Below are 20,721 nucleotides of genomic sequence, written 5' to 3' on the forward strand. Positions count from 1 at the left end.
TCTCGCTTTCTCATTTTATTCCTTTGCTGTCGATTGAGATACAGCATTGATAGCAGAACGATCAAAAGTCATTTTCGTTGCATCGTTGACACGAAGCACACAAATGTCATCCGTGATCTCCATAATCGTGCCGTGCAGTCCGCCGATCGTCACGACTTTATCCCCTTTTTTCAATCCCCCAAGCATTTGATTGCGTGTTTTCTGTCTTTTTTGTTGTGGACGAATAAGTAAGAAATAGAGAACTACAAACATGAGCACTAAAGGCCCGTATGTATACAAATATCCTACCGCGCCAGTATTCGCAGTTGTAGTTTCAGCCAATAGAAACATAGGTATCCTCCTCTCTTAAAATCCTCTTTCATTATCATTCAGCCCATAAGCGGCAAAGAATTCATCGCGGAAATCTAGTAAGCGATCTTCCTTAATGGCTCCTCTAACATCGCGCATAAGCTGTAGTAGAAAGTGAAGGTTATGAATCGTCGTCAATCTGATTCCAAAGGTTTCATCCGCTTTAATTAAATGACGAATATAAGCTCTGCTGTAATTTGTACATGTATAGCAAGAACATTTGGGATCCAGCGGACCAAAATCAGTCGCATGCTTCGCATTCCGAATCACAAGACGGCCTTCGCTAGTCATACATGTCCCATTTCTGGCGATTCTTGTTGGCAGTACGCAGTCGAACATATCGATCCCACGAATAGCGCCTTCAATTAAAGCATCAGGTGAACCTACGCCCATCAAATAGCGAGGCTTATTAGCCGGCATCAAAGGTGCTGTATAGTCAAGCACTTCGTACATCAAATGCTTTGGCTCGCCTACACTCAGTCCACCAATAGCATACCCCGGGAAATCCATGGAAGTCAACTGCTCGGCACTCATCCTGCGCAGATCCTCGTGCATGCCGCCCTGGATAATCGCGAACAAGCCTTGGTCTTCCGGTCGGCTGTGACTTTTCAAGCAGCGCTCCGCCCAGCGTGTCGTACGTTCCAGTGATTTCTTCACATACTCATACTCGGCCGGGAAGGGAGGGCATTCGTCAAAGGCCATCATAATATCAGAGCCGAGTGCATTCTGGATCTCCATCGCCACTTCAGGGGAAAGAAATAGTTTGTCACCGTTTAAATGAGATTTAAATGTAACGCCTTCTTCTGTGATTTTGCGCATATTGCTTAGGCTAAATACTTGAAATCCACCGCTATCCGTTAAAATAGGGCGGTCCCAGTTCATAAATTTGTGCAATCCACCTGCGGCTTTCACGATTTCATGACCAGGGCGAATAAAGAGATGATACGTATTGCTCAAAATAATTTGAGCATCCATCGTCTTCAATTCCTCAGGACTCATGGTTTTCACTGTTGCTTGTGTACCTACAGGCATGAAGGCTGGCGTTTCAATTACACCATGCGGTGTATGGACCCGGCCTAGTCGGGCTCCGGATTGTTTACAAGTTTTAATCGGTTCGTACGTTACGGCTGCTGCCACTACATCCACTTCCTATTCTAAGCTTCCTCTAGTAATTGCATCTCTTAGTAAATAAGCATTGCGTCTCCAAAGCTGAAAAAGCGATACTGCTCTCGAACGGCTTCTTCATAGGCCTTCATCACATAAGTTCTTCCGGCCAGTGCGCTGATCAGCATGAGGAGAGTTGACTTCGGCAAATGAAAATTCGTTAACAACGCATCCACAGCCCCGAAGGTGTATCCCGGATAAATAAAAATACTCGTCCATCCCTGTGAAGGTTGAATATCTATCTGCTTCCCGGCTTCGGCTCCTGCCTGCTCACGGCTGAGCCCTGCAGCGGTTTCCAACGTTCGCGCAGATGTCGTGCCTACGGCAATTACGCGTTTGCCGTTTGCTTTGGTTTCATTGATCGCTGTTGCTGTTTCTGGGGAAAGCACGTAATACTCCGCGTGCATCTGGTGCTCTTCAATGGTGTCGACGGAGACCGGACGAAACGTTCCGAGTCCGACATGCAGGGTGACGAACGCCAAGCGCACTCCCTTCGCTTTCAGCTTATCCAAGTAAGCTTCCGTGAAGTGCAGTCCTGCCGTCGGCGCCGCGGCTGAGCCTTCGTGCTTAGCATACACCGTTTGATAGCGTTCCCTCTCCGGCAGCTGTTCCTTAATATAAGGAGGCAGGGGCATCTCGCCCAATCGGTCCAAAATTTCATTGAAAATGCCTTTGTAGTTGAATTGAAGCACACGCGCGCCCATATCTCCCACTTCGACGACTTCCGCCGTTAGTAACGGCTCCCCAGCCTGCGTATCTTCTTGATTAATCCCAAAAATAGCTACAGCCCCTAGCTGCATGCGCTTCCCTGGCTTCACCAAAGCTTCCCAGCGATCCTCGCCCAGCTGCTTCAAAAGCAATAGCTCGACTTTAGCTCCCGTGTCTTTCTTCACGCCAAAGAGCCGTGCTGGAATGACCCGTGTATCATTCATCACGAGCAAATCCCCGGCTTCCACATAATCAATTAACTGTTCAAAAGTCTGGTGACCAATTTCTCCGGTCTGCTTATTCAGCGTAAGCAATCTAGACGCCGTGCGATCAAGCAGCGGCGTCTGAGCAATCAACGATTCAGGTAATTCAAAATCAAATGCTTGTACATCCATGAGTGTGTATTCATTCCTTAGTTATGTTGACTCCAGCATAATATGTCTGAAGTATTTTTTTGTAATCATAGCCTTGTTCAGCGAAGCCTCTTGCTCCCCATTGGGACATTCCAAGCCCATGACCATAGCCTGTACCACGGAACACGAATTGTTTGCTGCCTTGTGTTGGCGTATCAGCAGGCGTACCGGAGGTGCCTGGCTTATCCGTTGGTTTAGCCAGTCCATTTGTGCCTAAAGCTGTCAAATCCGTTTTCTTCAACGCTGTCGGTTGGGATTGACTGCCCGACAGTACATAGACGGAGTCAGCACTGGCGCTGCTGGTCTCGGTAGTTCCCGCCCCCGCGATGGCCAGATTGGTTCCTGGTGAGGTATTACCAGTATAACTTCCCGCTCCCTCAATTTCAAACCGTGTGCTTGGCAATCCGCCAAGCACCGTGCGCAAGGCATCAGGATATGGCACTTTCACCACCACGCCATTCGCCTTCAGCTCCGTGACCCTTCCTGATGGGCCTCTCCCGGATATTTCAAGCGATGTCAGGTCCCCTTTCACTGTGACCCCAGCTGCCGTCAATTTACTTTTCATCTCGCTCGCCGTATATGGACCTCTTACCCAGGAATAGGCATTGGACTCTTTCTCCTGACCTAAGACGAGTACTTTTTCTTTTGCCGCGAGCTGTTCAATGGATGGATTCGCTGCATTATCCACGTATGGGGCCAGACGTACATTAACGCCTTGCTCGGTAGCCTCGTAATAGGAAGCTCCATCCTTCCCCTTCTCGCCGGTACTTTTCAAATAAACGGCAGAGACATATCCCATCCGGCCATCTGCCATTTGGATACGATACCACGTCGCCTTGCCTTTTTCAGCGCCTTCATCGGGGCTAGCCACACTTCGCAAATAATCTAAGGGATTTCCCCAAACCTCAGAAGGATCTGCTGTCATGCCTCCTGAATTCGATGAAAACACAGGAGAAATCAATCCGTTTTTATCCGAAATAACTTCATCCTTCGTCGCATCAACCGCTTGAATGCCTGCTGGAAATTCTTTTTGCATGCCGTAATAAGCTTGATCTAGCGTTGTATCCGTCACTTGTGCGATTTCATACTTATTACCCTGCTTAATGGCAAATGTTCGGGCAGCGACGGCTTGAGCTTTCAAAGCTTCCGCAGGCCATCCGGAGCTGAGCTCCGAGCCTAATACGCCATATAAATAAGATTCCATCGGCACTTCATTCACCAATGCTAATTTATTCTGATATGTACTTATTTCCATGTCGCCGCGGTACTTGCGGTCTGCCTTCTCTTTTACTGAAATGCCTTCGCTTTTGGGGTGAACCAAGGTTTTTTGCTGACTGGCTCCTGCAGCGTAATGTGGAATCGGCGCGGTTCCATTCGTAGATGCCGTTACATCCGATCTTCGAATGAGATAGGATGACTTGGTGTTGGCAGCTTGCAATGGAATGCTTGGAGCCGCTTGCAAAGCAGCCTGCTTCACCGACTCTAACTGTGCGGGAGTCGCTTCATTGCCAACCCACACACTGTAAGCCGGCTTGCCTACCGTATCTTCTTGCAAGACTAGGTCCGCTTGGATTCCGGCTCCAGCATAGACGGCTACTTGCTGCAAAGCCGCAGCCTCAGTGGGATACGTGCCTGCGCTATAATGGAGCGGTCCTGTCACTACAGGGGTGGCCTGTTTGGTGATGGCAGCCACGGCCACATCCTTAAGCGCCTGAGAGGCGGCGCTGTCAGCCGCTTCCTCGGTCGGGAAGCTGCCGTAAAATACCTGATACACGGTCTTTCCTTGCTTTACCCGGCTAAGCACATAACCATCCGCCGACGTCGTGGCTAGCTTGGCATATAACCCCTTTGCAGAAGCAAAGTCCACCGTTTCCAGCATCATGATGCTGTATTGATCCAGCGACATGCGGATGGAAGACTCTGGGACAGAGAGCCACAGCTGCTCAGCTCCGGCGGAACTGCGTACGCTGACCTCCATTCCGCCTGCCGAACTAAACGTGGTAACCGGTTCTACCAATTTATATTTGGTTGAATCTATCAATAAGGCAACGCGTACTTCATCCAAGTGCTTTAATCCCGCAGCATGCGCAGGGAGAGATGATACCTGGATTGTTCCAAAAGTCAAAGCAGCCGTCGTAATCAACGCAAGGGCCTTAGGGGCTAGCAGCTTTTTTCTCTGTTTCATTCGACAATAATTCCTTTCTTTTGCAGCATTCTACTAAGTTAGACTCTAGCTAATGGCAGAAGTTTTGTTTCGTAGAATAATAAAAATAGACAGAGGCCGCAAAAATACTTGTCTCACATGCATCACTTCGCTTACTGAAGACCCTTCGTGCGGTCTCGGTTGGCCTGTACTGCACATAAGGGAACTCAGATCCTCTATTGCGCCGGATTAGGCTTGATGCTGTCATTTGAGGGAACTACAGAGCCTTATTTGGCTGTTTTGGCATCCTATCAGTCCAAAACAGCCAAATAGAGTCCTGTAGTTCCCCTTCCCCGTCAAAACGTCGCTTTACGGCTAAATAGCGGATCATCGTTCCCTTTGGGGTGGGGGAAAACACGTAACCCAGACAACACAAACAACTCGGACGGCTCAGCGCCCGGGCAACTCGCCGATCCCCGATGCTCCGACGACTCGGCTTTCAGCCGCATCGTCCGTACTCTCCTCGGCAGGAAAAATAAAAAGGAGCCACCCGGCTCCTTCTTCGTAATCCTTATGACCGCTGTTCCGGCACCGGCAAGCCAAGATGATGATAAGCCTGCGGCGTAACGGTCCGCCCTCTCGGAGTACGCTGCAAAAATCCAATTTGCAGCAAATAAGGCTCATAGACGTCCTCGATCGTCTGACTCTCTTCACCGATGGTGGCAGCGATCGTCTCGAGGCCTACAGGGCCGCCCTGGAAGCTCTGAATAATCGCTCTCAGCATCTTATGATCGATTTCATCCAGACCCAGGTCATCGATCTGGATGCGCTTCAGCGCCTCTTTGGCGATGTCCAGCGTGATGATGCCATCGCCCTTCACCTGCGCGAAATCGCGCACCCGCTTCAGCAAGCGGTTCGCGATACGCGGTGTCCCGCGCGAGCGCATGCCGATCTCGCGCGCAGCTTCACCGACGATGCCGACCTGCAGGATGTCGGCCGTCCGGGAGACGATGTAGGTGAGCTCCTCCACCGTATAAAACTCCAGCCGGCTGACGACTCCGAAACGGTCGCGCAGCGGCGCAGACAACAAGCCGACGCGCGTCGTCGCGCCGATCAACGTAAACGCCGGCAAGTCCAGCCGCACCGAGCGTGCGCTCGGGCCCTTGCCGATAATAATATCAAGGGCGAAATCCTCCATCGCCGGATACAACACCTCTTCCACCGTACGGTGGAGGCGGTGAATTTCGTCGATGAACAGCACGTCACCCTCCTGCAAATTCGTCAGAATGGCAGCCAAATCGCCCGGCCGCTCAATCGCGGGACCGGAGGTTGTTCTGATGTTCACGCCAAGCTCATTGGCAATGATATTGGACAGCGTCGTCTTCCCCAGCCCTGGCGGTCCATACAGCAGCACGTGATCCAGCGCTTCTTTGCGCATTTTGGCCGCTTCAATATAAATCTTGAGGTTCTCCTTTGCCTGCTTCTGGCCGATATATTCAGCCAAATAACGGGGGCGCAGGCTGTACTCTATGGCGCTGTCCTCCATCATCAAATTAGCCGATATAATCCGGTCATTATCCATGGTGATCCTCCTAAGAGCTTCCCGTAGGAAAGCTTTCTTCGTTGATAAGAAAGTATATGCATTATACTTTTGCTTCACATCAACCTTGACAAACATACTCATCCCGCAAGGACGACGAAGTTGTTTATCCTTGGTAAGCTAGTACTTGCTACATCGTATACAAAGCTTGCAGGGCAAGCTTCATCAATACATCTACGGAATCCGATGGGTTTGCTTTTGGTTTCACTTGCAGCCAAGCGCGATCAGCTTCCGCTTCCGTGTAACCTAGCGTCATCAACGCTTCCTTCGCTTCCGTCCATGCCTGACTGCCTTCCGTAATCTGAGCTGAGCCAACTACGCTTAAAGCTACTGCAGCTTCAGGACTGGAGAACGTCACCGAACCTAATTTATCCTTGAGGTCCAAAATAATTCGCTGCGCCGTCTTTTTGCCAATGCCGGGCAGCTTGGTTAGGAATGCCAAGTTTTCTTGGCTGATTGCCAAAATGACCGCCTCCGGCCTGCCTCCAGCCGCAAGAATGCCCAAAGCTACCTTGGGGCCAATCCCCGTCACATCCAGCAATAAACGGAATAGAGCCTGCTCATCGCGTGAGATGAAACCGAACAACAAATGAGCGTCTTCGCGCACATGATAATGTATGAACATTGTCACATCTTCGTTTTCCTTATGCGAAAGCGCGTAAGGATTAGGGCAAAACACACGATAGCCTACGCCGTTCACATCCAGCACCGCATACTCGCTTTCGCGCAGCGCAACTTTTCCTCGCAAGAAATCTATCATCTTTTTCTAACCTCATTTATCCTAGATTGCAAAGCAGAAGAATGCGCATGACAAATAGCAATCGCAAGTGCATCCGCTACATCATCAGGCTTAGGCACCTGCGACAGTTTAAGTAAAATTTTGACCATTTCCTGGACTTGATGCTTCTCCGCATTCCCGTAGCCGACAACCGATTGCTTCACTTGCAGAGGCGTATACTCTGCAATCGGCAGGCCTGCCTGAACACCGGCTAGAATCATGACTCCCCGCGCTTGCCCTACGGTAAATGCCGTTGTTACATTTCGGTTAAAAAAGAGCTTCTCTATGGACATCGCGTCCGGTTTATACTTTTCTATCAATTGCGTTGTAGCGTCATAGACATCCTTCAGCCTTAGCCCTGGATCGGTATGTGCCTCCGTCTGTATGGAACCATATTGCACAGGAACGAGCTTACTGCCAATCTTATCAATAAAGCCAAAACCTACAATCGCGATCCCCGGATCAATCCCCAGAATACGCACAGCATTTCTCTCCCATCTAAAAAAAGCGAACATATGTAGTCATTTCCCATTATAGCAGATAACAAAAAAAAGAGATAGACTCGGGATTTCCCCTCATCTACCTCATCTTGAACTGCTTATTTATGGTCTTGTCATCGCTCTTTCTGTCTCTTCCACGGCATAATCGCTGAATGTTGATAATACGCTATTATACTCCTCCATATCAGAGATGCGGATGCCGTCGCGCAACTGCTGCACCGTATCGCGGGGCAGGCTGCTTTCCAAATGTTTAATATTTAATTGAAAAAATGTCCGTATCACGTTATCTTTCGCAGGAGTACCATTAAATAACGAGAGATTGCTGCTTCCATCGATACCGAATACCGCTTTCTCCTTGCAAGCCGGAGACAAATCATCGATGTTTTCGGTAAAGGTGACATTTCCGTTAGGACCAACACTTAATATCCAATTTGGATTCTTCACTTGCATATTAAGCAGCTGCTCCGAGGTTTGAAGGCCGAGCGTATTCCGTTCTTCACCGCATACGTAGGACTTAAGCAAGTAGCTTTCCCTGCTATCTGTTATCCGTTTAAGTGTAGCTTCTGCTTCTTTCAGCCGTTCATCATCTTCCGGCGTTAATTGAGCCATCGTCGCTTTGGACGGGGATTTGCCCGCACCTGAGAAACTGTTTGTTGCATAACCTATCCAGCAAACCGTACCTACCAGGAAGATCATCCCTAATGTCAACCAACTGCGCTTCCAACGCAGCCTTCTTTTCCAATGTTTCAAAAAACGTTGTACATTCACTGATATCCCCTTCTATTCTCTTTTTCCGTATTGTTTCCATTTGCATGAGACGCTATACATCATTTACCATAGAGAGAGAGAAGCATTAAACCAATCAAGACGGACGGTGAAGCTCTATCGTGAAAGGTAAAAGACGTATTAAGCGTACAACACTCCTGATCATCGGTGTTGTCCTATTGTGGGGAGCTGTAGCCATTTGGAACGAAGTGATCAAAATCGAGAAGGGCGTGTCAACACCGCGCTCAACTTCAGCCTCACACTCAACTAATGATCCGGAAAGTAACCAAAACTCCATAAATTCGGTAACAAATGGGAATAAACTGAGTATAAAATAGCTTAATAATTTGACTGTAGCCGCAGAAATGATATAGTCAGAAGTAGATGAAATATTCACATACTTATCCATGGAAAACGATATATATTTGAAAAAGGCTGCCAGCCTGTTTTCTCAAAGAAAACGCTAAGCCTAATCTTTCGAAGTCAGTTTTCTTACGAAAACTCTAAGGAGGGGAAACACCATGAATGTGGCAGAACTTCAATTAATTCAATTATCCAGACGTGGCGATCGCAACGCTTTTGTTGAATTAGTCGAGTTGTACCGTAACAAAATACAAAAGCTTGCTTTCCGTATGCTTCATAACAGGCCCGATTCAGAGGATATTGTCCAAGAGACGTTTATTCGAGTTTACTTGAACTTGAATCACTACGATGAGAGCCAGAATTTCTCTACTTGGATTTATCGGATCGGCAAAAATGTCGCCATTGATCTGCTTCGCAAAAAACGGCCCGTTCAATCCTTAGACGCAGAGCTGAACGATCATGACGATGATTACAGCTATTACAGCAAGCTCGCAAGCCAAGATCAGTCACCTGAGCACGCTGTTCTTCAAACGGAAATTCAAGATCACATGCACACCTCCATTAACAAATTGGCCGATAAATATAAAAGTGTCATCACGCTGTACTATCTAGAAGAGCTTTCTCTTCAAGAAATTAGCTCTAAGCTGAATTTACCTATTACCACGGTCAAAACACGTCTGCACCGCGGGCGAGAGCTGCTCCGTAAGAAGTGGGGCATGAACTTCGTCGTTGGCCTCATGGTATTTTTCACCATCGGGATGATCGCTTAATGCCTCATGTTATCCGTCAAATAAAGAAGCCTCCTTACCACTGAATTGTGGTTTTAGGAGGCTTCTTCGTTATGTTCAGAAGTTAATCCATGGAACGTTCGGTTTGGCTTCTTGATTGTCCAAGGACGCTCTTTGCTGACGTTTCAAGAACGCATTGAGTGCATCCGCCCCCGACAATTTCACTTTTTTAGAGGAGTTGCTGCCGCTTTTGGACTTCGCTGGCTTATTGTTACGAATGTCTATTTCGACAACTTCTTCTTTATCGCTCTCTGTGGCAAGCTGGTGGGTATGAACTTGCGGCATCATTGGCGACTCAAAAGGGGCCTGATAGTGAGCTCCCGCATAAGGAATGCCGTACGGCCCAGGCTGAAAAGCAAACGGATTATGATGATGCATAGCCTGCCCCGTGTCATAAGGAGACCCCGGCGGATATAAGTCTGGCATGGCAGGCATACCGTGGTGGTACCCTTCATGGAAGCCATGTTGGTGGCCATCCCACGGACTTGCAACGGGACCGCTCGGAAACCCTTCCGGGCCTGCATTCCACGGTTGTTCCATCATTAATGGAGCTCCGCAGCCGCAACCTTCGCTGCTCGGCGGGAAAGAGCTCATCTGAGCGTTGTAAGGAGCTTGTTCCCAAGGCGGCTGATGCTGATACGGAGAAAATGCCGGATAAGCCTCGGCCTCTTGCTGGTCCGAGCCCGGATAAGCAAAAACTTCTGTCGCTGTAATATGAAACTGCTTGAACGGATGAACGGCTGGCTGCTCATATGGTTCTTGCAGCGTAATACCCCCTGGCTCCGCCGCAGGCATTTCAGGCATCGAAATCGAAGGAGAGACGGATTGCTCAGCTGCGGGAGCAGGAATGCTTGGCATTGACGGCGCTGCCTCAGGCACGGTCTCTTCCGCCATCGGCATAAATGGCGCCGGACTCTCTTCCATAGGAGTTAGCGGTTGAGTCTCCGGCATATGATCGAAAGGCATCGTGGACGGTTTGGACGACGATGGCGGATTCATGCCTGGAGCTTCATGATTCAACTTGGGAACATACACGACTTCCCCCGTCATAAGTACATTGGGATTCTTCAGCTGCGGATTAGCCGCAATCATGGCTTGAAGAGGCACATCCCATGCTTTTCCGAGCTTCCATAAGCTGTCTCCCTGCTGAACAATGTGCTTATACACAAACTCATGCGCAGGCGGTTCAACCGGCTTCGGTTTGGAAGGTATTTTTACCTTCATGCCGATATCCAGTTGATTCGGATCAGCGATTTGCGGATTGAATGCAATGATCTGATCCAATGTGATGTGGTATTTTTTTGCAAGCTCGTACAGGGTATCTCCCTTTTTGACAATATGGATTTTCAACACCTTACCTCCTTTTTTTCGTTAGAAAAACTGGCTTCGGAAGCTTAATCACAGCGTTTTCTTGTGAAGACTTGTTATCTAAGCCACCTACTTATTCACAATGATATTACATCTTATGCGCGTTTCTAGGCTTTTGCCCCTCTAGGACAAAAAAAATCCCCCGCGCTGAAACGCTGGAGGAAAGTTGATTTAATTCGTATACGTATAACTCGGATAGCAACCCAAAACGCGGACCTGACAACCGATCGCTTCAATTTCTTGAATCGCCGACGGGAGGAGAACCGAATCCAAGGAGCCTGCAATATCAATATAAAAATAATAAGTGCCCAGCTTCTTTTTTGTAGGCTTGGACTCAATTTTGGAAAGGTTGATTCTCCGCCATGCGAAAGCGGAGAGCACCTGGTGAAGGGCACCTGGAAAATCTTCAGGCAGCGTTACAAGAATCGTTGTCTTCATATTTTCCGAGGGCTTTAGCTCGGATGCTTCTACACCCACAAGCAAGAAGCGCGTCATATTATCTTTATGATCCTGAATTTCCTTTTGCAGCATTGGAACGCCATAGTTTGTTGAAGCAATCGCCGTTCCAATGGCAGCTACAGACGGGTCCTGCAGGGTAGAAACAATTCGCACACCTTCAGCAGTGGAACTAACTTGTTCAAATTCCGCCCCGCTTAAATACTGCTTCATAAAACGGCTGCACTGCGCAGGCACGACATGATGAGACAGCACCTTCCGAATATGACGGTATGGATTGGCCTCATCCCGTTGTTCTTCCGGGCCGGCGTATCCAATGAGATTCATATCGATGGGAAACACCCATTCCGCCCGAATCGGCAGATCCACTTCGTGAACGAGCCAGTCCACATGCAGATGAACGGAGCCTTCCAGCGTATTTTCAATTGGAATCACACCGAGCTCTGTTTCACCCGACGCAGTAGCATTGAACACTTCCGAAATTAACTTATAGGAAACGTACGTAAAGTCTTCTCCCAAAAAATGGCGGGTAGCCTCTTCCGAAAAGGTGCTGGGACCAAGAATCGCGACTTTCTTCATGCAAGTACCCCCTTTTCCACGAAGGATTGGAGATCCCCGTCAGTTTCCTGAAGCTGAGTCGTCGCTACGCCTTCACGGCTTGGCTTCAACCACAGCGTCTGTGCGTCGATACCTTCCTTCGCCAGCGTCTCCTTCAGGAACCCTTCCAGTTCCGCCTTACGGCCGCTTCGCAGGTCCACAAGCGCAAGCATCGTAGGCCCTGCTCCGCTGAGCGCAACCCCAAGCGCGCCATGATTCTCAGCTTGCTCGAGCAGTGTCTTCATGCCGGGAATGAGCGCGGCGCGATAAGGCTGATGCAGCGCGTCCTTCATGGCATGACGGATCATCCCGAGATTGCCTGTGCTGAGCGCGGCAACCAGCAAAGAAGAATGGCTGAGGTTGAACACCGCATCCTTCATGGTTACCTGCTTCGGCATGACGCCTCTCGCCTTCTCTGTAGAAAGCTGGAAGGCTGGTATCGCCACCAGCACTTCCAAATTCGGGTCCGGTTCGATCCGAATGGATTCTGCCTTCTCGCCGTCCCAGAACGCGACCACAATCCCGCCGAAAAGGCTAGCCCCTACATTGTCAGGGTGCTTCTCTAGGCGGCTTGCGATTTGGAACAACTCATACTCCGAGAGCTTATTTCCGATCAGCGCATTGGCACCTGCAAGAGCGCCAACGATCGCTGACGCGCTGCTCCCCAGTCCACGGGTAAGCGGAATCTCGCTGTACATCGAGATATCCAGCTCAGGATGAGATACGCCCGCTTCTTGAAACACCATCTGTGCGACTTTATAAATTAAATTAGTCTTATCCGTTGGAATCCCGTGCATTTGATCGCCGATCAAATGAATCGTAGTTTGATCCGAGGTGGCCATATCGATCCAGGCATATAAATTCAAGGCCATCCCCAGTGAGTCAAAGCCAGGACCTAAGTTTGCCGTGCTTGCCGGCACTTTCACTCTTACCTTTTGCACTGCCTTATAACTCATTTCGAAATTGCGCCTCTTTCCTATAATTTAGCCTTCTACGCGGTACACGCTTTTGATGGCGTGAATAACGTCCATGGATTCAAACTGTTTCAGCACATTTTTCATGCTGGCTTGGTTCGCATCATGTGTGATGATAATAATCTCAGCCTTAGGGTTGTGCTTATTCGGATGCTGGAAGACAGATTCCAAACTAACTTCATGCTGGGCAAAAATTTGCGTAATTTGCGCAAGCACACCAGCTTTATCTTCCACGTGCAAAAGAATGAAGTTTTTGCATGCAATTTGCTCATCTGTTTTCAGTTTCTTCTCTTTGTAAGGCGCAAGCACCTTGCGTCCATTTACGCCAAGCTTTAAGTTCCGCACAACAGCGACCAAGTCCGCTACGACGGATGTTGCCGTTGGCAGCTCGCCTGCGCCAGCCCCATAGAACATCGTCTCCCCAACCGCTTCGCCTGTCACGTACACCGCATTGAACACGCCATTTACGGATGCAAGCGGGTGAGAGCTCTTCACCATCGTCGGCTGAACGCTGACTGAGATGTGCCCGTCGTGATTTTCTGCGATACCAAGCAGCTTTACTTCGTATCCTAATTTTTTACCATATTGAATGTCCTCTTTCGATACGTTGGAAATCCCTTTCGCTTCAACATCGCTTAGCGCAACGTTGGCGTGGAAGCCAAGTGTGGAAAGGATCGTCATTTTGCGCGCAGCATCCAGGCCTTCCACATCGGAAGTCGGGTCCGCTTCTGCGTAGCCAAGCGCTTGCGCTTCTTTCAGCACGTCGGCGTAGGCAGCGCCTTCTTGACTCATTTTCGTCAAAATGTAGTTCGTTGTTCCGTTAACAATCCCCATAATCTTCGTAATGCGATCGGAGGAGAATCCCTCTACGAGCGCGCGAATGATCGGAATACCGCCGGCAACGCTGGCTTCATAGAAAACGTCACAGCCGTGTTCAGCGGCTTTTGCCAAAATTTCAGCACCGTGCATCGCCATGAGATCCTTGTTCGCTGTCACGATGTGCTTCCCGTTGCCCAGCGCCGTAAGAATATGTTCCTTCGTAGCGGAAACGCCGCCCATCACTTCAACAACGACATCAATTTCACTATCGCTGATTACATCCCATACATTCTCCGTAAGCTTGTCTGCATCCACGGAAATGTTGCGAAGCTTTGATTTATCTTGTACCAAAATTTTGGAAATTTCGATGACTGAGCCTGTTTGGCGCTGTAAATCCTCTTGATGTCCTTCAATAATACGCACAACACCAGTTCCCACTGTGCCTAATCCAAGCAATCCAACCTTGATCGGTTTCATTTTGTTAGCCTCCCGAATAATATTTCTATTTTAACTGCCCTGACCTATGATCATGGCACGCTTGACTCCCTCTTGGGATTGAAGCCGGTCCATTATTTGACGAATCTCTTCCCCCATCGAAGAGGTTTCTACGGAAATGACGACATTAGCCATTCCTTGGAGCGGTATCGTCTGATGAATGGTAAGTACATTGCCCTCCAAATTAGCTATAAGCGCTAAGACGCGTGACAAAATCCCTGACCGATGCTCCAAATCCATCGAAATCGTGATGATACGCTCTCTTTCGAGCTTACTTAACGGGTGAATGCCATCCTTGTACTTATAAAAAGCGCTCCGGCTAAGTCCGACTTGTTCAACGGCATCGTGAATCGTCTTCACTTCGCCCCGTGCCAACAGTTCCTTCGCCTGTACCGTTTTCAGCACGCCTTCCGGCAAAATATCTTCACGGACTAAGTAGTACCTCTCAGGACCGGTGTGCTTGATCGTTTGTAAAAACTCTTTACTTTCCGGCACCACGTTACCGTCCTCTCTAGAAAGACTATTGTTTATCTATAGAGGACATTATATCGAATCATGGAGTCTGAAGCAATAGGCAAATTACTCTTAAACTAGCTTCTTTGCAGGAGCTAGTTTACTTGTGCTAAGCTGAGTGTACTAGAAAAAGAAAGGGACCGCCACTATGATTACACTCCGTATGATGTCTACGGCTCTCCTGTGGAACAGTCGAGACGAATTACTAATGATGAAACGATCCTTAACGCGTACTCTGTCGCCGGGACTATGGGCAGCCATCGGCGGCCATTTGGAGCCAGATGAGCTGAGCAATCCGCGTGCCGCCTGTCTTCGCGAAATATGGGAGGAAACCGGCATTGAACATGATGAAATTCATGGACTGCGCCTGCAATATATTCTACTGCGCTTAAATGGCCAAGAAGTAAGGCAGCAGTTTTTCTATGTTGGCTCTACCGACGTAAACCCCCGCATTACCACCCCTGAGGGTGACCTGCATTGGGTTCCGAGAGAACTTGCGCTTGAACGTCCTCTTCCTTTTATTTTTCGCAGTTTGCTTGAGCATTATTTAGCCAATGGACCTACCCCAGACCCTTGGATCGGCTCCGCCGGCGTTAGCGAAGAAAATGGTCTACCCACAATTCATTGGAATCCATTCGTTGATCCTATGGAAGTATAAAAAAAGCAGACTTCGATTTCTCGAAGTCTGCTTTTTTAAGGTGCTTAGAGAGCACTCCCACCAAATAAGAAACGGTATTCCCAGTGACGATTTTCAAAGGAATCGATGCGGACTCCTCCGCTTTCCTTTGAATACGTTGATAGAATTTGTCCATTTCCTAAATAAATAGCTACATGCGTAATCGTTTGTTTGGATTTATCCACACCGCTGTAAGCCGACTTGCTTGTCCCTTTGTAATCCATGAAAAACATGAGATCGCCAGGTTTCAAATCATGCCAATCCGTTTTGGCGTTCCCGAGCGACTTTACATAGCTCCCTTGCCCTCTGGAGTCACTTGGCAGCTTCAAGCCAATACCATCCAAGAATGCTTGGCGAACGAAATCCGAGCAATCGAACGTTTTGGTATTATCTCGGCTGGAGCCATATTCATATGGCGTACCTAAGTATTTTTTACCAGCTGCAATCACTTTTTGCGCTTTTTCACTAACGGATCCGCCGCTTGTACCACCATTATTGTTCGAATCTCCCGGCGATGTCACGCCTGAAGTTTTTATGTATTTGGAATCGGTACTTACATAACCTTCCCGACCATCGGATGCTTTTACTTTGTACCAATAACTATTCACTTTGGACAAAATGGTAACCTTCTCGCCTGCCTTCAAGTAACGAATACGTGCAGCATCCGTACTTGCACCTTGGCGAAAACTGACGGAGCTTACGATTTGTCCTTCACTGGCTGACCCGCTGTTAGAGCCACCGTTATTGTTGGAACCATCCGGCGTTGTCACGCTAGACGTTTCTATGTATTTGGAATCAGTGCTTATATAACCTTCCTGACCATCGGATGCTCTTACTTTGTACCACCAACTGTTCACTTTGGACAAAATGGTAACTTTTTCGCCGGGCTTCAAGTAACGAATACGTGCAGCATTCGTATCTGCACCTTGGCGTAAACTGACGGAACTTATGATTTGTCCCGTTGCCGTAGCGGCCGAAGCCTCTTTGGGCATTGGAACGGTAACTGCGCCGAATAGAAGGGCTGGAACTAGCGCTAGGGTGATTATTTGTTTTTTCATGTTGTGTGCCTCCTTAGCGTTTTGCTTATTCATTTTTTGTAGCAACCGACTTTCTCGTTCTTGCTTATGCCAGGTTGTCCGGCATCGAAAGGGTTGCCCTTTATATGGATTCGCAAGCAAAAACTTGTTTCAGGGGGTAAGCACAAAAAAAGACCTCCTTAGCCGAATTGACAGCTTATAGGACGGTCTTTCATCCGATTTTTTCTGAAGAATCAGTATGAGGATAATCTTGCAGCGTGAAACGATGACTCTGATCCACCCATTTTTGCATCACCTTCTGTGCCTCTTTCCTTTGCAGCAAGGATTCCGCTAGTTGAAAGCCTTCCTCATAACTGCCTACTTTATCGAACCATGTCAGCCGCAATCCCGCATTAAAAATGACATGATCGCGCTCGCGTTTCAGCTCCTCGGAGTTCTCGCCACCGATAATCCGACGCAGCATCGATAGCTGATCCTTTTTATCCAGTGGCTGAAGAGGCCCACTCAGAAAGCCGAATTTCTGCGGTTCAACCACTCGCGCCTCATCCCCCCACGGGGTAACGATACGAATAGTGCTGTTCTGGTAGATCGGCAAATCCTCAGAGCCTTCTATTCCATTCACGAGGTACACATTTTGCAGGCCGGATCTCATGGAGATCGGAATGAGAGATTCCATCGTTTTTCGCTGGCTGACACCAATGATCATGTTCATGGACTGTACGGGATTCATCACTTTCTCAATCATGTTGATAACAGTACCCAACCCTATTTGCTCACGAACCTGCTTCAACTTCCCTAGCGGTGGACAAAGCTGGTCTGTATGCAGAAAGCCAATATGCAGGTGAAACAACATCGTTTCCCAGGCTTTTGGAGATAGATCCATGGCAACGCCGAAGCTTTCCAAAATTTCTTGCATGGCTGTTCCTTGACTAGAAGGAAGGGAATTGCCTCCATGCAGCACTTGGGAGAACCCTACGGAGGCTAGCAAAAGACTAACCGGCAGTGTGACAGAAAAAAATTGGCGGCCTCCCGCTGGACCCGCACAATTGAGTGAATCCGCAAAAGGATGATAATTCAAACAATAGCTGCGGAAAACATCAATAAATGCCCTCAGCTCTTCATCGGCTTCTCCTTTCATGCAAAGAGCCATTAAGAAAGCAGCGCATTGCGCGTCTGTGGATTCCCCTCTCGCCATCTCATGCGCGGCTTCTACAGCTTCTTCGTACGATAAATCCCGCGTTGTTCCCTGCTGACCCGAGCCAATAGCTTGGATCCATCTTTTCATCATTCATTCTCCTTTCCTTATGGATTAGCGAGTCGCTAACTACGTGTCACAGTTTATGACATACCGATAAGATTTATAAGGGAATCGTAATACTTTCCAGATTATATGTCAAGTTATATAACATATAACATTAGAAATTGCATGAATTACCCATAAAACTTCCATTACACGATATATATAACAACATTACTCATTCTAAACCATGAAGAAAAACCATCAGTTTACAAATCGCCCTGACGGTCCTTCCCTCACCCTATTTGGTGGGCAGTTTCAAGTGCGGGGAGTTTTCTGCCCGTGGAAGAATGGGGTGAAGGAATCCTATATCTCATTACGCTTCGGACACAGCGGCCGTTATATTCGCAAAAAACGTCGTGTCTCTCTGCTTACGGACACCAGAGACCTCATTTACCGATTTCGGGACGAAATCAGTCCCACAAGTGAGCAAGTGCAGCGCTGGTGTCCATTTCATGTTCGAAGAAGTCCTTGAGGGAACTCCATTCCCTTATATATGCAAATAGCGGAATTTCGTCGTTTTTTTTGGGGGGACTACAGGCTCTTATTCAATCTCCATCGTCCAAATAGGTGTCAAAATGGCGAAATAGCGGCCCCTAGTCCCCCTCTCTCACGCAAAGGGATCTTTTTGGCAAAATAACGGCCTGCAGTTTCCCTATAAACACAGAAATTCTTATATGAAAAAAACACCCATCCCTAAGGATGAGCGTTTCTATTAGCTCTTCTCATCAAACTCAAAATCAAAATCACCAATTTGAATCGTCTGCCCGTGAACAGCGCCACGGCTACGAAGATCCTGATCGATTCCCATATTACGCAAAATGCGAGCAAATCGCGCAACGCCATCCTGCGTGCTGAAATTCGTCCGTTTGATCAACTTCTCAATCGAAGGACTTTCAATTACGAAGACATCGTTTACTCGACGAATCGTGTAATCATTCTCCTCTTGCTTCTCGAAGCGATACACTTTACGCTCTTCTTTCTCAGCTACGCCCTCTACTTCAGGCGCATGCGGAATGCTTTCTACAATGTCAGAAATCTTGTAGAGAAGTTCCTGCACGCCATCCCGCGTTAACGCCGAGATCGGATACACCTCGAAATCTTTGCCGTCGGCAGCGAGCTGCTCCTTGAATCGTACCAGATTATCTTCGGATTCCGGCATGTCCATTTTATTGGCAACAACGATTTGCGGGCGCTGCTCCAGCTTCGCATTATAGAGCTTAATCTCCTCATTGATCATGAGGAAATCTTGATATGGATCGCGGCCGTCTGCAGCAGACATGTCGACTACGTGCACGATCACTCGTGTCCGTTCTACGTGGCGCAGAAATTCATGGCCTAGTCCGACACCCTCATGGGCGCCTTCGATCAAACCGGGAAGATCCGCCATGACGAAGCTGCGGCCGTCACTGACATCCACAACCCCAAGGTTCGGGGTAAGGGTTGTGAAGTGATACGCTGCGATTTTGGGCTTCGCAGCAGAAACAACCGATAGCAGGGTAGATTTCCCTACGCTAGGAAAACCCACTAAGCCTACGTCTGCCATGACCTTCATCTCCAGCACAACCCAGCGCTCAACGCCTTCTTCACCGTTCTCCGCAATCTCCGGCGCCGTAATGCGCTGGGTGACGAACCGAGTATTGCCTCGTCCACCGCGTCCACCTTTGGCAACTACGACTTCCTGGCCGTGTCGCGTCAAGTCCGCGATGATTTCTTGCGTATCATCGTCAATAACCGTCGTACCCGGCGGGATGCGAACAATCATGTCTTCCGCATTAGCGCCATGCATGGACTTATTGCGGCCCTTCTCGCCGCGATCAGCCTTAAAATGCTTCTGATAGCGGAAATCCATCAATGTACGCAGACCTTCGTCTACGCGGAAAATCACATCGCCGCCATTGCCACCGTCACCGCCGGCAGGACCGCCCTCCGGTACATATTTCTCGCGACGGAATGCCACTAATCCATCGCCGCCGTCGCCGCCTTTTACAAACACTTTCGCTTTATCTACAAACATTTCAACACCTCAACTAAGATAAGACTTTGGTCTTATATTCAAAGACCCCTCTATTAGGAAAGAAACGGCAGTCTTATTGTAATAACCGCTTCTTCGTCTTGCCAATCACTGTGCTCCAGTGAATAGGAGTTAGCCTGCAAGCTCATGCTTTCCTTCACTGCTTTTTCAAGCCGGTCCTTTTGACAGGGACCTTGATATACGAAATCAAGCAGTAAACCATCTTCTTGAAGCTCAAATTCCAAGCTTAGTTTGCCGCTTTCATCGTCACCAATCGCAGCATGCGTTTGCACACATTCAACGATTTGCCTTACCACTCTTTCGATCAGTCCGCTACGGAGAGGCAGTTGTCCCAAATTAATCTCTTCATCTAAGGCAACTTCGAGTTCTAAAGACTTCGACTGAACTCGGAATAACAGCAAGTAAGCAATTAACGAAGGAATTCCGAGCTTGGAAAGATTGCTTTCCTGCTGCATATTCATTTTTATTTTTTCCATATACGGCTGTAAATTATCAAACTTCTTCAACTGAATATAACCAAATAAGATTTGGGTATCATTCATCCAATCATGACGCAGTCTGTTGATGACCTGAATCAAATTCTTCTGAGCAAGATCTTCCTGCTCTCGAAGCTCTTGGCTCCGTTTCTCTTCGGCGCTGCTTACATGCAGCTTAAAAGCTGTGTAACCGCAAATGACGATGATTAGGAGCAATGCCGCCCTGACGATCCAGGGTTCCAGAAGCATCATCCCCGTTAATCCAATGAGCACAAGTGCCAATAAATAAACTTGTGCGCTGACCGCTCGTTTCATCCCATGTCCGCTCCGTTCTCCCTGCTTTGTACACGTTTATCCAGTATAGCATGGCCATCTTGCAAACGTCACCAAACAAATGAGAAAACCTCT

At 48.3% G+C, this 20,721-nt stretch carries 20 protein-coding genes; 2 read left to right on the forward strand and 18 right to left on the reverse strand.

Annotated elements, in window-relative coordinates:
- Window positions 1-15: 15 nt before the first annotated feature.
- The 8 genes from yajC to J2Z65_RS25705 form a co-directional block, all read right to left on the reverse strand.
- Window positions 16-330: a preprotein translocase subunit YajC gene (gene yajC / locus J2Z65_RS25670; RefSeq protein WP_167069218.1), complete on the reverse strand. Its 315-nt coding sequence runs from the start codon at window positions 328-330 to the stop codon at window positions 16-18.
- A gap of 15 nt (window positions 331-345) precedes the next feature.
- A complete protein-coding gene (gene tgt / locus J2Z65_RS25675) occupies window positions 346-1,485 on the reverse strand; it encodes a tRNA guanosine(34) transglycosylase Tgt (protein ID WP_167069215.1) in 1,140 nt (379 codons plus the stop codon).
- 44 nt (window positions 1,486-1,529) lie between these two features.
- Complete coding sequence (gene queA, locus J2Z65_RS25680; RefSeq protein ID WP_167069212.1) at window positions 1,530-2,615, reverse strand: tRNA preQ1(34) S-adenosylmethionine ribosyltransferase-isomerase QueA; 1,086 nt, start codon at window positions 2,613-2,615, stop codon at window positions 1,530-1,532.
- Window positions 2,616-2,625: 10 nt separating this feature from the next.
- Complete coding sequence (locus tag J2Z65_RS25685; RefSeq protein ID WP_167069209.1) at window positions 2,626-4,818, reverse strand: SpoIID/LytB domain-containing protein; 2,193 nt, start codon at window positions 4,816-4,818, stop codon at window positions 2,626-2,628.
- A gap of 529 nt (window positions 4,819-5,347) precedes the next feature.
- On the reverse strand, window positions 5,348-6,358 hold the full coding sequence (gene ruvB, locus J2Z65_RS25690) for a Holliday junction branch migration DNA helicase RuvB (protein WP_167069207.1): 1,011 nt from the start codon (window positions 6,356-6,358) through the stop codon (window positions 5,348-5,350).
- Between the two features lie 148 nt (window positions 6,359-6,506).
- Complete coding sequence (gene ruvA, locus J2Z65_RS25695) at window positions 6,507-7,136, reverse strand: Holliday junction branch migration protein RuvA (protein WP_167069204.1); 630 nt, start codon at window positions 7,134-7,136, stop codon at window positions 6,507-6,509.
- Window positions 7,133-7,636, reverse strand: coding sequence for a crossover junction endodeoxyribonuclease RuvC (ruvC, locus tag J2Z65_RS25700; RefSeq protein WP_167069201.1), 504 nt, complete (start codon window positions 7,634-7,636; stop codon window positions 7,133-7,135). The genes ruvA and ruvC overlap by 4 nt, the downstream gene beginning before the upstream one ends.
- 120 nt (window positions 7,637-7,756) lie before the next feature.
- On the reverse strand, window positions 7,757-8,422 hold the full coding sequence (locus J2Z65_RS25705) for a BofC C-terminal domain-containing protein (RefSeq protein ID WP_338111838.1): 666 nt from the start codon (window positions 8,420-8,422) through the stop codon (window positions 7,757-7,759).
- Between the two features lie 518 nt (window positions 8,423-8,940).
- On the opposite strand from J2Z65_RS25705, the gene sigW reads away from it, so the two are divergent.
- On the forward strand, window positions 8,941-9,552 hold the full coding sequence (sigW, locus tag J2Z65_RS25710) for an RNA polymerase sigma factor SigW (RefSeq protein WP_167069198.1): 612 nt from the start codon (window positions 8,941-8,943) through the stop codon (window positions 9,550-9,552).
- 75 nt (window positions 9,553-9,627) lie between these two features.
- Here the strand turns inward: sigW and J2Z65_RS25715 are convergent, their stop codons facing one another.
- From J2Z65_RS25715 to J2Z65_RS25735, 5 genes are all read right to left on the reverse strand, one after another.
- Complete coding sequence (locus J2Z65_RS25715; RefSeq protein WP_167069197.1) at window positions 9,628-10,920, reverse strand: LysM peptidoglycan-binding domain-containing protein; 1,293 nt, start codon at window positions 10,918-10,920, stop codon at window positions 9,628-9,630.
- Between the two features lie 189 nt (window positions 10,921-11,109).
- Window positions 11,110-11,973, reverse strand: a complete 864-nt coding sequence (gene pheA / locus J2Z65_RS25720; protein WP_167069194.1) for a prephenate dehydratase — start codon at window positions 11,971-11,973, stop codon at window positions 11,110-11,112.
- On the reverse strand, window positions 11,970-12,947 hold the full coding sequence (gene thrB / locus J2Z65_RS25725; protein WP_167069191.1) for a homoserine kinase: 978 nt from the start codon (window positions 12,945-12,947) through the stop codon (window positions 11,970-11,972). The genes pheA and thrB overlap by 4 nt, the downstream gene beginning before the upstream one ends.
- A gap of 27 nt (window positions 12,948-12,974) precedes the next feature.
- Window positions 12,975-14,261 (reverse strand): homoserine dehydrogenase, encoded by a 1,287-nt coding sequence (locus J2Z65_RS25730; RefSeq protein ID WP_167069188.1) that lies wholly within the window; start codon window positions 14,259-14,261, stop codon window positions 12,975-12,977.
- Window positions 14,262-14,291: 30 nt separating this feature from the next.
- The gene (locus tag J2Z65_RS25735; RefSeq protein ID WP_338111837.1) at window positions 14,292-14,774 is read right to left on the reverse strand and encodes an ACT domain-containing protein; all 483 of its coding nucleotides are present in this window, start codon (window positions 14,772-14,774) and stop codon (window positions 14,292-14,294) included.
- A gap of 166 nt (window positions 14,775-14,940) precedes the next feature.
- On the opposite strand from J2Z65_RS25735, the gene J2Z65_RS25740 reads away from it, so the two are divergent.
- A complete protein-coding gene (locus tag J2Z65_RS25740; protein ID WP_167069185.1) occupies window positions 14,941-15,450 on the forward strand; it encodes an NUDIX hydrolase in 510 nt (169 codons plus the stop codon).
- Between the two features lie 44 nt (window positions 15,451-15,494).
- Here the strand turns inward: J2Z65_RS25740 and J2Z65_RS25745 are convergent, their stop codons facing one another.
- From J2Z65_RS25745 to J2Z65_RS25765, 5 genes are all read right to left on the reverse strand, one after another.
- Window positions 15,495-16,526 carry a C40 family peptidase gene (locus J2Z65_RS25745; RefSeq protein WP_167069182.1) on the reverse strand — a complete coding sequence of 344 codons (1,032 nt, stop codon included), beginning with the start codon at window positions 16,524-16,526 and terminating at the stop codon, window positions 15,495-15,497.
- A 190-nt stretch (window positions 16,527-16,716) separates the two neighbouring features.
- Window positions 16,717-17,793, reverse strand: coding sequence for an anthranilate phosphoribosyltransferase (locus J2Z65_RS25750; RefSeq protein WP_240160106.1), 1,077 nt, complete (start codon window positions 17,791-17,793; stop codon window positions 16,717-16,719).
- Window positions 17,794-18,118: 325 nt separating this feature from the next.
- Complete coding sequence (locus J2Z65_RS25755) at window positions 18,119-18,259, reverse strand: hypothetical protein (protein WP_167069179.1); 141 nt, start codon at window positions 18,257-18,259, stop codon at window positions 18,119-18,121.
- A gap of 258 nt (window positions 18,260-18,517) precedes the next feature.
- Window positions 18,518-19,819 carry a GTPase ObgE gene (gene obgE, locus J2Z65_RS25760; RefSeq protein WP_167069176.1) on the reverse strand — a complete coding sequence of 434 codons (1,302 nt, stop codon included), beginning with the start codon at window positions 19,817-19,819 and terminating at the stop codon, window positions 18,518-18,520.
- A gap of 53 nt (window positions 19,820-19,872) precedes the next feature.
- Window positions 19,873-20,628, reverse strand: a complete 756-nt coding sequence (locus J2Z65_RS25765) for a Spo0B domain-containing protein (RefSeq protein ID WP_240160105.1) — start codon at window positions 20,626-20,628, stop codon at window positions 19,873-19,875.
- Window positions 20,629-20,721: the final 93 nt, after the last annotated feature.

This window comes from Paenibacillus aceris (genome assembly GCF_017874035.1).
GTDB lineage: Bacteria > Bacillota > Bacilli > Paenibacillales > NBRC-103111 > Paenibacillus_E > Paenibacillus_E aceris.

What these genes read in the sequence shown, in the direction of transcription:
- J2Z65_RS25745 (WP_167069182.1), bottom strand. Translation starts at nt 16,526, where the DNA reads ATGAAAAAACAAATAATCACCCTAGCGCTAGTTCCAGCCCTTCTATTC.
- ruvB (WP_167069207.1), bottom strand. Translation starts at nt 6,358, where the DNA reads ATGGATAATGACCGGATTATATCGGCTAATTTGATGATGGAGGACAGC.
- obgE (WP_167069176.1), bottom strand. Translation starts at nt 19,819, where the DNA reads ATGTTTGTAGATAAAGCGAAAGTGTTTGTAAAAGGCGGCGACGGCGGC.
- queA (WP_167069212.1), bottom strand. Translation starts at nt 2,615, where the DNA reads ATGGATGTACAAGCATTTGATTTTGAATTACCTGAATCGTTGATTGCT.
- ruvA (WP_167069204.1), bottom strand. Translation starts at nt 7,136, where the DNA reads ATGATAGATTTCTTGCGAGGAAAAGTTGCGCTGCGCGAAAGCGAGTAT.
- thrB (WP_167069191.1), bottom strand. Translation starts at nt 12,947, where the DNA reads ATGAGTTATAAGGCAGTGCAAAAGGTAAGAGTGAAAGTGCCGGCAAGC.
- sigW (WP_167069198.1), top strand. Translation starts at nt 8,941, where the DNA reads ATGAATGTGGCAGAACTTCAATTAATTCAATTATCCAGACGTGGCGAT.
- J2Z65_RS25740 (WP_167069185.1), top strand. Translation starts at nt 14,941, where the DNA reads ATGATTACACTCCGTATGATGTCTACGGCTCTCCTGTGGAACAGTCGA.
- J2Z65_RS25765 (WP_240160105.1), bottom strand. Translation starts at nt 20,628, where the DNA reads ATGAAACGAGCGGTCAGCGCACAAGTTTATTTATTGGCACTTGTGCTC.
- yajC (WP_167069218.1), bottom strand. Translation starts at nt 330, where the DNA reads ATGTTTCTATTGGCTGAAACTACAACTGCGAATACTGGCGCGGTAGGA.
- J2Z65_RS25730 (WP_167069188.1), bottom strand. Translation starts at nt 14,261, where the DNA reads ATGAAACCGATCAAGGTTGGATTGCTTGGATTAGGCACAGTGGGAACT.
- pheA (WP_167069194.1), bottom strand. Translation starts at nt 11,973, where the DNA reads ATGAAGAAAGTCGCGATTCTTGGTCCCAGCACCTTTTCGGAAGAGGCT.
- J2Z65_RS25755 (WP_167069179.1), bottom strand. Translation starts at nt 18,259, where the DNA reads ATGAAATGGACACCAGCGCTGCACTTGCTCACTTGTGGGACTGATTTC.
- J2Z65_RS25750 (WP_240160106.1), bottom strand. Translation starts at nt 17,793, where the DNA reads ATGATGAAAAGATGGATCCAAGCTATTGGCTCGGGTCAGCAGGGAACA.
- J2Z65_RS25685 (WP_167069209.1), bottom strand. Translation starts at nt 4,818, where the DNA reads ATGAAACAGAGAAAAAAGCTGCTAGCCCCTAAGGCCCTTGCGTTGATT.